The organism is Glycomyces sp. NPDC050141, from assembly GCF_055586545.1.
This window is the reverse complement of the sequence record NZ_JBVJHZ010000042.1, coordinates 1-14,485: the sequence shown is the minus strand read 5'-3', so window position 1 is coordinate 14,485 and position 14,485 is coordinate 1. Positions and strand designations below refer to the sequence as shown.

Sequence of the window (14,485 nt, the reverse complement as noted above, 5' to 3'; positions counted from 1 at the left end):
GGTGAGCAGCCTCCACGACCGCGCAGCCGACTTCCTCCGCCCCGCCGAGCCGATCGGGCCGGTCCCAAGGGTCGAGGCGGTCCTGTTCGACTTCAGCAACACGATCTTCCGCCTGATCGACCTGGAGGAGTGGGTGCGCCGCTTCGCCGAGGCCGCCGACCGGACCGATCGCCTTGAGGCCCTGGGCTTCGAGGCGATCGCCCGGGACCTCACCGAGGCCTACCGCCTCCCCGAGGTTGTGGCGGCCCAGGCGGGCCGCGACCTCTCGGCCGAGCAGCACCGCGCGGCGATCTACGCGTGGTGGAAGGAAGTCGCGTTCATCCGGGGCGAGGAGGACGCGGCCTACGCGACCCTCCGGGCCCCGGACTCGTGGGTCCCGTTCCCCGACACCGAACCCGTGCTGAGGGCGTTGCGCGCCAAGGGCATCAAGGTCGGCATCGTGAGCGACTTCGCCTGGGACCTGCGCGTCCACCTCGACCACCACGGCCTGGGCGACCTCGTCCAGGCGTATGTCATCTCCTACCAGCACGGCAGGGAGAAGCCCGACCCGGAGCTGTTCGGGCTGGCCTGCGAGCAACTCGGTGCCGACCCGAAGGCGACGCTCATGGTGGGGGACAACGCCGCCCGCGACGGCGGCGCGGCCGCGATTGGCGCGCGGGCCTATATCCTCCCGGCCAGGCCCGGAACCGGCGAACGCGGCCTCGCCCACGTCCTCGACTTCCTGTCCTAGCGGTCGCACCAGGCTTCGGAGGCCCGGGTCCACAGGAGCAGGACGATCGCGAACGATACGGCGATGCCCGCTGTGGCGCCGAACCAGGAGGCGAGGTCGGCGGTCAGGGCGGTCTGGCCTGCGCGGGGGCCTTCGAAGCCGGGGCCGTTGTACCAGGAGAGCAGGCCCAGCGCGATCACCCCGGCCTCGACCAGGCAGGCGAGGCGGCGGGCGACCGCGCTGCGGCGCATGACCATCGACGCGAGCGCGCCCCGGCAGACGGCCACGGCGACCGTGCCGGCGGCGAAGCGGTAGAGCGCAGGCGCGGCCCCTTCGGGCACGGGCGCGCCCGAGGAGCGCAGGTGCGCGACGCTGACGATGGCCAGGAACAGGCCTGCGGCGCAGAGGAGGCCGAGGCCGCAGAGGCCGCCGAGGGTGAGCACGGCGGCGCGGGTGGAGGCGGGCAGGTCGCCGAGAGCGGGGTCTTCCATGTGGGGCTGGGCAGTCCTAGCGTGCTGAGCGGTGCCGTTCCGCGGTGAGCGTGGGGCCCATGGTGACACGGGCTTGATAACGGTATCGCAGGAGCGCGGCGACCGACAGTGCTCACCGTCCGCATTCGACTCCGCCTTTTCAACCCCGCCTTTTCAACCCCGCCTTCAACCCTGCCTTCAATCCAGCCGGGTCCTTGCCAGAGCCCGGCCGGGTTATGTAAATTGATGAAAATAAATGTGACGGTCATCGATATCGGGCCGCCGCCCCCTCCGACCGAAAGGCACCGCCATGTCCACCACCACGCCCGCGAGCGCACCGCCGCGGGCACCCGCGACCCGAGGCAGGCGCCTGGCGCTGGCGCTCGCGGTCCTCGTCAGCGCCGTCCTCGCCGCCACCGGCATCAGCGTCTGGCACACCCAGCAGGCCGACGCCTTCGAGGTCGGCACCTGGTACAACCTCCAGTCCCGCCACTCCGGCCTCGTCCTCGGCATCCGCGCCGCCTCGCTCGACAACGGCGCCGAGGCCGTCCAATGGGCCTCCAACGGCTCCTACGACCAGCAGTTCAGGTTCGTCGACTCAGGCGGCGGCTACTACCGTATTCAAGCCCGGCACTCGAATAAGGTCCTCGACGTCGAGAGCGGCTCCACCGCCGACGGCGCGAAAGTGCAGCAGTGGGGCGACGCGAACTCCACCAACCAGCAGTGGAAGATCACCGAGAGCGGCGGCTACGCCACCTTCGTGAACCGCGCCTCCGGCAAGGCCCTCGACGTCTGGGAGTGGTCGACCGCCCAGGGCGGCAGGGTCTCCCAGTACACGGCGACCGGCGGCACCAACCAGCAGTGGGCGCTCGTCCCGGTCGGCACCTCGACCCGCCCCGCGCACGTGGACGACCTCGAGGGCTTCGGCAACGGCACCACCGGCGGCCAGGGCGGCACCACCGTCACCGTCACCACCCAGGCCGAACTCGAGCAGTATGCGGCGGCCTCCGGCTCCCACATCATCAAGGTCGCGGGCACGATCAACATCAGCCCCAAGGGCAAGGAGGTCAAGGTCGGCTCGAACAAGACGATCATCGGCGTCGGCACCGCCGGGCAGATCGTCGGCGGCGGGTTCTTCCTCGGCGCGGGCACGAACAACGTGATCATCCGGAACCTGACGATCCGCGACACGCTCATGGCCGACGACGACCCCGGCGACGACGCGTACGACTACGACGCGATCCAGATGGACACCGCCAGCAACGTCTGGATCGACCACAACCGCCTCTACAACATGAACGACGGCCTCATCGACTCCCGCAAGGACACCACGAACCTCACGGTCTCCTGGAACGAGCTGGGCCCGAACAACAAGTCCTTCGGCATCGGCTGGACCGAGAACGTCACCGCGCGGATGACCATCCACCACAACTGGATCCACGGCACGAACCAGCGCAACCCCAGCACCGACAACGTCGCCTACGCCCACCTGTACAACAACTACCTGCAGGACATCTCGGGTTACGGGAACTACGCGCGCGGCGCCACGAAGATGGTCCTGGAGAACTCCTACTTCGACAGCGTCAACGACCCGTTCTACCCCGACGCGGCCGCGCAGCTGCGCCAGAGCGGCAGCATCCTCGTCGACTGCACCGGCGACCAGATCGCCCGGGGCACCGCTTTCAACCCGTCCGACTTCTACGGCTACACCCTCGACGCCGCCAGTGCGGTGCCGAACCTCCTCGACGCCTACGCCGGGCCCCAGTCCTGGCTCGGCGTATAGCGAAAGAGCCCCCGACCGAGGTCAGGGGCTCCTAGGCAAACCGCTTAGCGGGGGATGAGGCGCTGGAGCTGGGTCACGTGGCCCGGCTCCAGCTCTTCGAGGGAGGCGACGCCGAGCAGCCGCATCGTGCGCTCGACCTCCTCCTTGAGGATCGCGATCGTGCGGTCCACGCCGTCGCGCCCGCCCGCCATGAGCCCGTAGAGGTACGCCCGGCCGATCATCGTGAACCGCGCGCCGAGCGCGATAGAAGCGACGATGTCCGCGCCCGACATGATGCCCGTGTCGACGTGCACCTCGGTGTCCTTGCCGACCTCGCGCACCACCTCCGGCAGCAGGTGGAACGGGATCGGCGCCCGGTCGAGCTGGCGGCCGCCGTGGTTGGAGAGCGTGATGCCGTCGACGCCCATGCCCGCCAAGCGCTTCGCGTCGGCGACGGTCTGGACGCCCTTCACGACCACCTTGCCGGGCCACTGCTCCTTGATCCAGGCCAGGTCCTCGTAGTCCACCGTCGGGTCGAACATCGTGTTCAGCAGCTCGGCCACGGTCCCCGACCAGCGGCTCAGCGAAGCGAACGACAGCGGCTCGGTCGTGAGCATGTCGAACCACCAGTTCGGGTGCTTCGCCATGTCGAAGAACGTCTTCGCCGTCAGCTCCGGCGGGATCGCGAACCCGTTGCGCTTGTCGCGCAGCCGCGCGCCCGCGACCGGCACATCCACAGTGACCAGCAGCGTGTCGAACCCGGCCGCCGCCGCCCGGTCGACCAGGGCCATCGAGCGGTCCCGGTCCTTCCACATGTACAGCTGGAACCAGTTGCGGCCGTTCGGCCCACCGGCCTCGGCCACGTCCTCGATCGGCGTGGTGCCCATCGTGGACAGCGCGAACGGGATGCCCGCGGCCGCCGCCGCACCGGCCCCGGCGCGCTCGCCCTCGGTGTGCATCATCCGCGTGAACCCGGTGGGCGCGATGCCGAACGGCAGCTCGGTGCGCTGTCCGAGCACGTCCCAGCCCGTGTCGAGCTGCGAGACGTCGCGCAGGATCGCCGGGTGGAACTCGATGTCCTTGAACGCCTGCCGCGCCCGCGCCAGCGAGAGCTCGGCCTCGGCCGCGCCCTCGGTGTAGTCAAACGCGGCGCGCGGGGTGCGGCGCTTCGCGATCAGGCGCAGGTCCTCGATCGTGAGCGCGGCCTTGAGCCGCCGCCGCTTCGCGTTGAAGTCCGGCTTCTTGAACTTCACCAAGGGCAGCAGGTCCTTGGGCCGTGGAAATTGTCGCTGAGTCATATCAGGGCCTATCGATATGTAATGGGTGAGAGCATCGTAATGAGCGGGCCTGCCCGGCGATCCGCGCCGCGGCCGCGTCCCATTCGGCAGACGCACGCGGCTCGTACCGGACGACCGACTGCGTGCGGCGCACCAGGTCGCGCAGGTGCGCGAGGTCGGAGACCACACCGTCGGCGCGGGCCTGCACCAGGAGGTTCCCGAGCGCGGTCGCCTCGACCGGCCCGGCCAGCACCGGCAGCCCGGTCGCGTCGGCCGTCCACTGGCACAGCAGCGCGTTCTGCGAGCCGCCGCCGACCAGGTGCACCGCCTCGACCGGGCGTCCCGCGAGCGCGGCCGCCTCGGCGACCGCGTTCCGGTGCCCCAGCGCCAGACTCTCCAACACGCACCGGACGACCGCACCGCGAGTCTCCAGCGGCCCATCGGCTTTCGCGGCGATCCGCGCGGGCATTCCGCCCGGCTCGTCCCCGCGGGGCAGCCACGCCGGGTCCTGCGGGTCGATCAGCGCCGTGAACGGCTTCGCGCCGGACGCCTCGGCGAGCATCCGCTCCACCGAAGCGGCGCCCCAGAACCGCTGGCACTCCTGCAGCAGCCACAGGCCCATCACGTTGCGCAGGAACCGGACCGTGCCGTCGACCCCGGCCTCATTGGTGAACCCGGCCAGCCGCGCGTCCTCGCTCAGCACCAGCGCATCCAACTCCAGTCCGACCAATGACCAAGTGCCGCAAGAGATGTACGCGAACCGCTCATGCTCTGCGGGCACGGCCGCGATAGCGCTGGCCGTATCGTGCGAGGCCACGGCCACGAGCGGCATCCCGAGGTCGGTCTCGCCGATCAGGTCCCCAGGCTGTCGCACCGGCGGCAGGATCCGCGGGGGAATCCCTGCAGCGATCGCTGGCTCGGAGGACCAGCCGCCGTCGACCCCGTAGAACTGGGTCGTGGAGGCGTTGGTGTGCTCGGCCCCGATCTCGCCGGTGAGCCAGTAGCCGAGGAGGTCGGGGATCATGAGCAGGTGCGCGGCCTCGCCGAGCCGCCGTTCGGCCCGCAACTGGTGCAGGGTGTTGAACGGCTGGTGGGCGATGCCGGTGGCCCGCCACAGGCCCACAGGGTCGGGCCAGTCGGGAAGGCCGACGGTTCGCTCGTCCCGGTAGTGGAACGGGAGGCCGAGGAGCGAGCCGTGCTCGTCGAGGAGCCCGTAGTCCACGGCCCACGAGTCGATCCCGGCCGAGGCCACGGGCCCGGCCTTCGCCAGGCCTTCCCGCATGTTCCGATAGAGCCTGAGTATGTCCCAGTGGAGGCCGTCCGGGAGGTGCACGGGCTCGTTCGCGAACCGGTGGACCTCCTGGACTTCCACAGTGGTGTCGGTGACCGCGCCGACCAGGACGCGCCCGGAGGACGCGCCCAGGTCGACTGCGGCGTAACGCTTGCTGCTCATCGCAGGAACGCCGCCGCGACGCCGGCGTCCACGGGGACGTGGAGCCCGGTGGTCTGCGAGAGGTCGCCGCTGGTGAGCGCGAAGACCGCGTCGGCCACGTGGTCGGGCAGCACTTCGCGCTTGAGGAGGGTCCGCTGCGCGTAGAACTCGCCGAGCTTCTCTTCCTCGACGCCGTAGACGGCGGCGCGGTTGGCGCCCCAGCCGGAGGCGAAGATGCCGGAGCCGCGGACGACGCCGTCGGGGTTGATGCCGTTGACGCGGATGCCGTGTTCGCCGAGTTCGGCGGCGAGGAGGCGGACTTGGTGGGCCTGGTCGGCTTTGGTGGCGGAGTAGGCGATGTTGTTGGGGCCGGCGAACACGGAGTTCTTGGAGGCGATGTAGATGATGTCGCCGCCCATGTCCTGGGCGATCATGAGCCGTGCGGCTTCCCGGGAGACGAGGAAGGAGCCTTTGGCCATGACGTCGTGCTGGAGGTCCCAGTCCGCCGCCGTGGTCTCCAGGAGCGGCTTCGAGAGTGAGAGGCCGGCGTTGTTGACGATCAGGTCCACTCCGCCGAACGCCAAGGCGGCCTGGTTGATCGAAGCAGCGATCGCGGCTTCGTCGGTGACGTCCACGGTGACCGGTATGGCCACGTCGGTCGAGCCGAGCTCGGCGGCCACGTTCGCGGCGGCTTCGGCGTCGCGGTCGGCGACGACGACGCACGCGCCTTCGGCGGCGAGGCGGTGGGCGATGGCCCGGCCGATCCCGGAGCCGCCGCCGGTGACGAGCGCGACCCGCGTGGCCAGGGCCTTCGGTTTCGGCATCCGCTGGAGCTTGGCCTCTTCAAGGGCCCAGTACTCGATGCGGAACTTCTCCGACTCCGCGATGGGCGCGTACGTCGAGATCGACTCCGCGCCGCGCATGACGTTGATGGCGTTGACGTAGAACTCGCCCGCGACGCGTGCGGTCTGCTTGTCCTTGCCGAAGGAGAACATGCCGACGCCCGAGACGAGCACGATCGCCGGGTCGGCCCCGCGCATCGCGGGGGAGTCCTCGGTGGCGAACCGCTCGTAGTAGGCCCGGTAGTCCGCTCGGTAGGCCTCGTGCAGCTCCTTCAACCGCGCCACGGTGTCCTCAAGGGACGCGGTCGGCGCGAGGTCGAGGACCATCGGCCGTACTTTGGTGCGCAGGAAGTGGTCCGGGCACGAGGTGCCGAGGGCCGCGAGTTCAGGCATCCGCTCCGAGGCGAGGAAGTCCAAGACCTCCGCATCGTCGGTGAAGTGCCCGACTTGCCGGGCGTCGGTGGACGCCAAGCCCCGGATGACCGGGGCGAGCGCAGCAGCGCGTTCGCGCCGTTCGCCCTCGGGCAGCGGCGCGTGGGCTGCGACCGCCGGGCCGAAGGGCTCGGTGTTGCCGCTCTCCTCGATGAACGCCTGCGCCTTCGCGATGATCTCCAGCGAGTTCGCCTCGCACTCCTCGGAGGTCTCGCCCCACGCGGTGATGCCGTGGCCGCCGAGGATGCAGCCGATGGCCTGCGGGTTTGCGGCTTTGACGGCCGCGATGTCAAGGCCCAGTTGGAACCCGGGCCTGCGCCATGGCACCCACACGACGCGGTCGCCGAAGCATTCGCGGGTCAGGGCCTCGCCGTCGGCGGCGGTCGCCAGCGCGATCCCGGCGTCCGGGTGGAGGTGGTCGACATGAGCGGACTCGACGAGCCCGTGCATCGCCGTGTCGATGCTCGGCGCGGCGCCGCCGCGACCGTGCAGGCAGTAGTCGAACGCGGCGACCATCTCGTCTTCGCGTTCCTCGCCCGGATACGTCTTCACCAAGGCGCGCATGCGGTCCAGCCGCAGCACCGCGAGCCCGGCCTCAGTCAGGGTGCCAAGGTCGCCGCCGGAGCCCTTGACCCACAGCAACTCCACCGGCTCGCCCGTGACCGGGTCGGTGTCGGTGCCCTTCGCGGAGGTGTTGCCGCCCGCGTAGTTGGTGTTGCGCTTGTCGGCCCCGAGCCGGTTCGAGCGCGCGATGAGGTCTTTCATACTGTCTCCCATTCCTTAAGCCCCCCAACCGGCCTGGGCGCCGCCGACGCGTTCGGCGGCAATCTTCTCGGCGTACCCGGAGGCGGCGAACGCCCGCATCGGGTCGGGCGCGAGGCCCTGCTCCTCGCGCAGCTCGGCGAGGAGCGGGCGCACGTCGGTGTTGTAGGCGTCCATGAGGACCGCGTTGGCGCCCAGGACATCCCCGTCGGCTTGCGCCTTGCCGAGCGCGTCGGTGTCGACCAGGAGCGCCTTCGCGGTCGCTTCCTGCACGTTCATCACGGAGCGGATCTGGCCGGGGATCTTCGGCTCGATGTTGTGGCACTGGTCGAGCATGAAGTTGACGCCAGCATCGAGGCCGCCGCCGCGCGCGACCTCGTGCATGATCCTGAAGAGCTGGAACGGGTCGGCGGCACCGGCGATGAGGTCGTCGTCGGCGTAGAACCGGGAGTTGAAGTCGAACGCGCCGAGCTTGCCCTCACGCAGCAGGAACGCGACGATGAACTCGATGTTCGTACCAGGGGCGTGGTGCCCGGTGTCGACCACCACTGCTGCTTTGGGGCCCAGGCGAAGCGTGTGCGCGTACGCGGTACCCCAGTCGGGCACGTCGGTCGAGTAGAACGCGGGCTCGAAGAACTTGTACTCCAAGATCATGCGCTGGTCGTCGCCGAGGCGGGCGTACACCTCGTCGAGCGCTTCGGCGAGGCGGTCCTGGCGGGCGCGCAGGTCGTCCTGGCCGGGGTAGTTGAGACCGTCGGCGAACCAGAGCTTCAGGTCCTGCGACCCGGTGGCGTCCATGATGTCGACGCACTCCAGCAAGTGGTCGATCGCCTTGCGCCGCACAGCGGCCTGGGGGTGGCAGACCGAGCCGAGCATGTACTCGTCGTCCTGGAACGTGTTGGAGTTGATGACGCCGATGGCGACGCCCCGCTCGGCGGCATGGGCGGCCAGCTCCGTGTAGTCGTCGACCTTGTCCCAGGGGATGTGCAGAGAGACCGTAGAGGCCGCGCCGGTGTAGCGGTGGACCTCGGCGGCGTCGGCGAGCTTCTCGAACGGATCGCGCGGCACGCCGGCCTGGCCGAAGACCTTGAAGCGGGTGCCCGAGTTCCCGTAGGCCCAAGAGGGCACCTCGATGCTCAGCTCGCGCAGCGCTGCCTTCACTTGCGGGGCGTCCATGACCCGTGCTCCTTCCCTCCGGCCCGAACCGGAGATGATTTGAACGATTCAATCTAGTAAACCGACTCTCAACAGGCCTTGAAAAGCCTGCTGATGCCAATTGTTACTTGAAATCCGAACCATTCATTGAATCGATTCATTCAACTGCCGAGCATGAGCGTACCCCAAGCACCGCGAAGGCACCAGCCCCTGCCTCCGGCACCCGCGCACCGGAGGCAGGGGAGCTGCTAGTTGCGCACCCAGACCGTGGTCTCGGGCGGCAGCTCACCGTCGATCGGTCCGCTCGCGAGCAGCACTTCACCGGCGGGCAGCGGGACGGCGGTCGAGCCGAAGTTCGCCACGGCCTCCCACCCGTTCGCCCGGCGCAGGTGCAGCACCTGCGGCTCCGAGGGCGCCCACGTCAGGGTCTCTCCGGTCTGCAGCTCCCGCCGCAGCGCCAGCGCGTCCCGGTACAGGTTGAGCGTCGAGGCCGGGTCCTCCGACTGCGCCTCGACCGAGGCCGCGCCGAACCACTCCGGTTGCGGCAGATGCGCTTTCGCGTCGCCGAACCCGTACGACGAGCCTTCCTTGCTCCATGGGAGCGGGACGCGGCAGCCGTCGCGGCCGACGTCCACACCCGGGCTGCGGAAGAACGTCGGGTCCTGCCGGGCCGCGTCCGGGATCGCCGCGACCTCGCCCAAACCGAGCTCTTCGCCCTGGTAGAGGTACGCGCTGCCGGGCAACGCGAGCATGAACAGCGTCGCGGCCCGGGCCCGGCGCAGCCCGGCGGCCGTGTCGACCGCGGGCTCGGTGCCGCCCGAGAGCAGCCACGTCCGGTTGTAGTGGCGCGGCCGGTCCCCGTTGGGCGGCAGGCCGTACCGGGTCGCGTGGCGCACCACGTCGTGGTTGGAGAACACCCAGGTCGTGGAGGATCCGGAGGCCGCGGCCTGGTCGAGGTTGTCGACGATGATCCGCCGGTACGCCTCGGGGTCGAAGTCCGCTTCGAGCAGGTCGAAGTTGAACGCCTGGCCGAGCCCGGCGGCGCTGGCGTAGCGGGCGCGGCGCGAGGGCGGGTTCACCCAGGCCTCGGCGACGGCGATGCGCGGCGGGTCGTACTCGTCGAAGACGCCGCGCCAGGCGGCGTAGATCTCGTGCACTTCGTCGCGGTCCCACAGCAGGTGGGTGCCGGTGGCGGTGTCCATCCGGGCGAGTTCGGCCTCCGAAGGCAGCTGCGCGGGGAGGTCCTTGGCGAGGGCGTGGGCGACGTCGACGCGGAAGCCGTCCACGCCCCGGTCGGACCAGAAGCGGAGGGTCTTGAGGAAGTCGGCGCGCACGTCTTCGTTGTGCCAGTTGAAGTCCGGCTGCTCGGGGGCGAACAGGTGCAGGTACCACTGTCCGTCGCCGACCGGGTCCCAGGCGGGGCCGCCGAACATGCACTTCCAGTCGGCGGGCGGCAGTTCGCCGTGCTCGCCGAGGCCGTCGCGGAAGACGTACCGGTCCCGTTCGGGCGAGCTCTTCGGCGCGGCCAGCGCCTCTTTGAACCATTCGTGCTGGTCGGAGGAGTGGTTGGGGACGATGTCGACGATGAGCTTGATGCCCGCCGCGTGCAGGGCCGCGATCATGGCGTCGAAGTCGGCGAGGGTGCCCAGGCGCGGGTCGACGTTGCGGTAGTCGGCGACGTCGTAGCCGCCGTCGGCCAGTTCGGAGGGGTAGAACGGGCTGAGCCACACGGCGTCGACGCCGAGCCGGGCGAGGTAGTCGACGCGGGAGGTGATGCCGGGGAGGTCGCCGATGCCGTCGCCGTTCGCGTCGGCGAAGCTGCGCGGGTAGATCTGGTAGACGGTGGCCTGGCGCCACCAGTCGGCGTCGAGGCGCTGCGGCGGTGTGGTGTCGGTGGTGCTGGTCAGCAGCTCGGTCATTGAGTTGCGCCCTTCGGAATATTGATACCCTGATTAAATCTAGTTTGAAAATCAACTCGCTCTGCAATACTGAACCACGGAGAGCCGAGGTGTCAAGGGACTTGCCCCGAGAAGATGAGAAGCAGGCGTACTCGCAGAAGCGGGCCAACGCCGCCGCCGTGCTGGACTACGCCTGGGACACCGGCGCGTTCACCGCGACCGAAGCGATCAGTGCCACCGGCCTGACCCGCTCCACCGTCATCGCCCTGTGCGACGACCTCGTGGCCCGCGGCTGGTTCTGCGAACTCCCCAACGCCCGCGCGGCGGGGGAGTACAGCAAGGGCCGCCCCGCCCGCCGCTACGAGCTGCGATCGAGCGCCGGAGTCGTCGTCGGCGTCGACGCCGGGGAGCACTGCCTCACCGCCGCCGTCGCCGACATGCGCGGCCGCGAACTCGCCCGCGCCTACAGAACGCTCGACCCCGACGGCACTGAACCGCGCACGGCCGTCGCCGACGCCGTCATCGCCGAAGCCCTCGAAGACGCAGGCGTGCAAGCGAACGAGGTCCTCTGCGTCAGCGTCGGCGTGCCCGCTCCCACCGACCTCGACGGCAACTCGCCCGTAGGCGAGTTCGAGTTCTGGTCCCGCATGAACCCCGGCTTCGCCGCGCACTTCCGCGAGCGGAAGCAGAAGCAGGGCCGCGAGCGGAAGCAGAAGCAGGGTCGCGAGCGCGGCTGGCTCACCGAGGTCGAGAACGACGCCAACCTCGCCGCCCTCGCCGAAGGCGCCCTCGGCGCGGGCGTCGGCGCCTCCTCCTACATCGCGCTCATGTCCGGCGAGCGCTTCGGCGCGGGCTACGTCGTCGACGGCCACCTCGTACGCGGCAAACGCGGCGCGGCAGGCGAACTGCGCCTCCTGTCCCTCATCGAAGGCGTCGGCTCCACCCACGGCATCGCGGCCCTCCTCCGCACCTGGGCCCTCGAACTCCGCACCTCAGGCACAGTGGACGCCGACAGCCCGATCATGAAGACCCCTAAAGCAAAACTCGGCGCCGAACTCGTCTTCCAAGCCGCCGAATCCGGTGACCCGGCCGCGCTCACGCTCCTCGACCGCATGGCCGAACGCCTCGCCCGCATCTGCGCCGTCCTCGGCGGCCTCCTCGACGTCGAGCGCATCATCTTCACCGGCGCCGTCGCCGACTCCCTCGGCCTGCTCCTGCCCCGCACCGCCGAGCGCCTCGACGACCTGACCCACCCGCCCGCGCCCGAACTCGTAGCCTCCACCCTCCACGGCGGCGTGGTCAGCACCGGCGCCCTCGTCCGCGCCCTCCAGATCGTGCGCGCCGACGCCATCGCCCTCGAACCCGCCACGGCCGAAGAACCCCTGGCGCACTGAAGGGCCGGAGCACCGGCCCCGGCCCCTCCACTAGCGGCTATTCGGCGCGGATATCGTCCACATAGACCGTGCCGCTCGCCGTCGACCCGCCGTAACCCAGGTACAGGTTGAACGCCGACACCTCCGCCAGGTGCTCGGCGTCCAGCAGCTGGTCCGCGTGCCCCGTATCCCAAGGCGCGGGCTTGAACTCGCTGAACGGCGCCACGACCTCGGCACCCGCCGTGTTCGACAGGCCCGTGTTGTACTCGAAGTACGCGCCCTTCGACACCACCTGGATCGTCATCCCGTTCGTCGAGCCGTCACCCTTGAGCCACAGCTTCAACGCCCCGAACGCCGTCCAGTCCGCGCCCACCGACTTCCCGATGCCCGTGTAACCGGCGTTCGCGAAGTCGTACGAGTACGCCAGACCGTAAGCGCCCGTTGCCTTGTGCTCCGCAGAAAGCTGGGTCGTGTTGGCGTTGACGTGGCTGTACGCCTCGCTCAACGTCAGGTCGTCTCCGGCGTACCCCTCGAAGTCGTCGATCCACCCCGCAGGCAGCGGCTCGACCTCGCCGAGGAACACCAGCGCCGAGTCCGTCATCGTCTTCGTGCCGACCTTGGCGCTCACCGCCACCGTCACCGTCCGGTTGTCCAACCAGGACGGATCGATCGCCCACTTGCCCGAGTAGAACCCGGCCGCGTCCCGCGTCAGCGTCACCGGCGCGCCCCCGTTGACCGAGTACGTCGCCTTCCGCGAGGTGGCGCCCGTCAGGCGCAGCCGGATCGTGGTCTCGGCCGTCGTGATGCGCTGGCGGTCGGTGGGGGTCACCAGGTGCAGGTACGGCGCGGCCGGGACCGCGTACGTGTCGGCGTCGAACACGTCCTCGAGGTCGGAGGCGAAGAGCGAGTACGGGTCCTCGTAGTAGGACACGAAGTCCGGTTCCATCGCGTGCCCCGGGAACGGGACGTACGCGCGGTTGTTCCCGCCGAAGTTCGCCCAGGTGAGCATGTGCGACACGCGGCTCGCAGCCGGGTCGGCCTTGAGCGCGCCGAGGAGGTCGGTGAACCAGGTGAGGTCCCGGCCCTCGTCCCCGGACTCGCCGAACTCGGTGAACGCCGGGACCTTCCCGCGCGCCTCGGCGAGGCCCACGATCATCGCGAGGTCCTTCATGGTGCCCGCCAGCCACTCCGCCGAACCGGCCGAGTTGTCGTAGGCGTCGTAGCCGAGGATGTCCACGAACTCGTCGCCCGGGTAGGTCTTCATGTAGTTCGCGGGGTCGCCGCCGAAGCTGGAGTTCGGCGAGTACGAGTACAGGAGGTTGTGCACTTTCTTGGTGTCCCGCAGGTACTCCACGGTATAGCGGAAGATCTCGATGAACTCGGCGGAGGTGCAGTGCCCTGCGCCCCACCAGAACCAGCCGCCGGTGTTCTCGTGGAACGGCCGGAACACCACCGGGATGAGCGTCCCGTCGGCGCGCTTGGCGCCCAGCACCGATGCCGCGATCCGGTCGAGGAACGCGTTGTAGTCCGCGTGCTTCGCGCCGCCGGGGAGGATCTGGCTGACGACGCGGCCCGCCGTGTCCCAGAAGTTCCCGCCCGTGACGAAGTTGGACATGTGCGCGCTGAGCACGTTGATGCCGCCGAGCGCGTCGGACTTCTCGAAGGCCCAGCTCATGGCCTCGATGTTCTGCTCGATCGTGCCGCCGTAGACGCCGGGCTTCTGGAACCCTTCGAGCACCAGGGTGTCCCAGCCGAACACGGCCGGGTAGTCGCCCGTGGTGGCCTCCACATCGGAGGTCGTCTCGGTGAACTCGCTGAAGGTGAAGCCGTCGGTGAGGGAGTGCTCGTGGCCGAACAGGATGCCCTGGCCCTGCTGGTCGAGCATGTACTGGAAGAGCGCGCGGGTCTCGGGGGTCGCGCAGCTGTCGGCGATCTTCACCCGGGCGGCCCGGGCGGTCTCGGCGCTCGCGGCGAGCGGCATGCTGGCGGCCGCGACGGCGGCGGCGCCCAAGGTGATCACGGCGCGCCGGGGCGCGCGGAATGCGGAGAAAGGCACTTGCGTCTCCTTTGGAACGAAGGGCCCTCGCAGGAGGGGGTTGGATCCGGTATTCGGCTCTGACCTGGGGTTTCGGAAACTGAATCGGTTAAGCCGACCACAGGATATCCATAGGAATTCATCGATGTCAACGGCTCGGATGCCACTGAATCGGTTCGGCAGGGCGCATCGGGTCCGTGACGCGCGAGCGGGGGGGGGGGGGGGGGGGGGGGGGGGGGGGGGGGGGGGGGGGTTGGGGGGGGCGGGGGGGGGGGGGGGGGGGGGGGGGATGGGAGAGGGGGGGGGGGGGAGGGGGTGTGCTGCGGCGGGGTTGCCGG

General features: G+C 69.9%; 10 protein-coding genes. 3 read left to right on the top strand and 7 right to left on the bottom strand.

The genetic code is table 11. From position 1 onward, the window contains the following. Position 1: 1 nt before the first annotated feature. A complete protein-coding gene (locus ACZ60M_RS21130; RefSeq protein WP_465420537.1) occupies positions 2-730 on the top strand; it encodes an HAD family hydrolase in 729 nt (242 codons plus the stop codon). Here ACZ60M_RS21130 and ACZ60M_RS21125 read toward each other — a convergent pair. Next, the gene (locus ACZ60M_RS21125) at positions 727-1,200 is read right to left on the bottom strand and encodes a hypothetical protein (RefSeq protein WP_465420536.1); all 474 of its coding nucleotides are present in this window, start codon (positions 1,198-1,200) and stop codon (positions 727-729) included. The genes ACZ60M_RS21130 and ACZ60M_RS21125 overlap by 4 nt on opposite strands. A gap of 289 nt (positions 1,201-1,489) precedes the next feature. Between ACZ60M_RS21125 and ACZ60M_RS21120 the strand changes: the two genes are divergently transcribed. Continuing rightward, the gene (locus ACZ60M_RS21120) at positions 1,490-2,962 is read left to right on the top strand and encodes an RICIN domain-containing protein (protein ID WP_465420534.1); all 1,473 of its coding nucleotides are present in this window, start codon (positions 1,490-1,492) and stop codon (positions 2,960-2,962) included. 44 nt (positions 2,963-3,006) lie between these two features. Here ACZ60M_RS21120 and ACZ60M_RS21115 read toward each other — a convergent pair whose 3' ends face one another. The 5 genes from ACZ60M_RS21115 to ACZ60M_RS21095 form a co-directional block, all read right to left on the bottom strand. Continuing rightward, positions 3,007-4,239, bottom strand: a complete 1,233-nt coding sequence (locus tag ACZ60M_RS21115; protein ID WP_465420532.1) for an alpha-hydroxy acid oxidase — start codon at positions 4,237-4,239, stop codon at positions 3,007-3,009. A 1-nt stretch (position 4,240) separates the two neighbouring features. Further along, positions 4,241-5,671, bottom strand: coding sequence for a rhamnulokinase (locus ACZ60M_RS21110; RefSeq protein ID WP_465420530.1), 1,431 nt, complete (start codon positions 5,669-5,671; stop codon positions 4,241-4,243). Then, positions 5,668-7,689, bottom strand: coding sequence for a bifunctional aldolase/short-chain dehydrogenase (locus ACZ60M_RS21105; RefSeq protein WP_465420528.1), 2,022 nt, complete (start codon positions 7,687-7,689; stop codon positions 5,668-5,670). The genes ACZ60M_RS21110 and ACZ60M_RS21105 overlap by 4 nt, the downstream gene beginning before the upstream one ends. A 15-nt stretch (positions 7,690-7,704) precedes the next feature. Continuing rightward, positions 7,705-8,862 carry an L-rhamnose isomerase gene (rhaI, locus tag ACZ60M_RS21100; protein ID WP_465420526.1) on the bottom strand — a complete coding sequence of 386 codons (1,158 nt, stop codon included), beginning with the start codon at positions 8,860-8,862 and terminating at the stop codon, positions 7,705-7,707. A gap of 227 nt (positions 8,863-9,089) precedes the next feature. After that, a complete protein-coding gene (locus ACZ60M_RS21095) occupies positions 9,090-10,760 on the bottom strand; it encodes a glycoside hydrolase family 13 protein (RefSeq protein WP_465420524.1) in 1,671 nt (556 codons plus the stop codon). Between the two features lie 101 nt (positions 10,761-10,861). Here ACZ60M_RS21095 and ACZ60M_RS21090 point away from each other — a divergent pair, with 101 nt between their 5' ends. Beyond that, positions 10,862-12,133: an ROK family protein gene (locus ACZ60M_RS21090; RefSeq protein ID WP_465420522.1), complete on the top strand. Its 1,272-nt coding sequence runs from the start codon at positions 10,862-10,864 to the stop codon at positions 12,131-12,133. Positions 12,134-12,170: 37 nt separating this feature from the next. Here ACZ60M_RS21090 and ACZ60M_RS21085 read toward each other — a convergent pair whose 3' ends face one another. Next, positions 12,171-14,168 carry a glycosyl hydrolase gene (locus ACZ60M_RS21085; RefSeq protein WP_465420520.1) on the bottom strand — a complete coding sequence of 666 codons (1,998 nt, stop codon included), beginning with the start codon at positions 14,166-14,168 and terminating at the stop codon, positions 12,171-12,173. Positions 14,169-14,485: the final 317 nt, after the last annotated feature.

What these genes read in the sequence shown, in the direction of transcription:
- rhaI (WP_465420526.1), bottom strand. Translation starts at nt 8,862, where the DNA reads ATGGACGCCCCGCAAGTGAAGGCAGCGCTGCGCGAGCTGAGCATCGAG.
- ACZ60M_RS21095 (WP_465420524.1), bottom strand. Translation starts at nt 10,760, where the DNA reads ATGACCGAGCTGCTGACCAGCACCACCGACACCACACCGCCGCAGCGC.
- ACZ60M_RS21115 (WP_465420532.1), bottom strand. Translation starts at nt 4,239, where the DNA reads ATGACTCAGCGACAATTTCCACGGCCCAAGGACCTGCTGCCCTTGGTG.
- ACZ60M_RS21105 (WP_465420528.1), bottom strand. Translation starts at nt 7,689, where the DNA reads ATGAAAGACCTCATCGCGCGCTCGAACCGGCTCGGGGCCGACAAGCGC.
- ACZ60M_RS21110 (WP_465420530.1), bottom strand. Translation starts at nt 5,671, where the DNA reads ATGAGCAGCAAGCGTTACGCCGCAGTCGACCTGGGCGCGTCCTCCGGG.
- ACZ60M_RS21120 (WP_465420534.1), top strand. Translation starts at nt 1,490, where the DNA reads ATGTCCACCACCACGCCCGCGAGCGCACCGCCGCGGGCACCCGCGACC.
- ACZ60M_RS21125 (WP_465420536.1), bottom strand. Translation starts at nt 1,200, where the DNA reads ATGGAAGACCCCGCTCTCGGCGACCTGCCCGCCTCCACCCGCGCCGCC.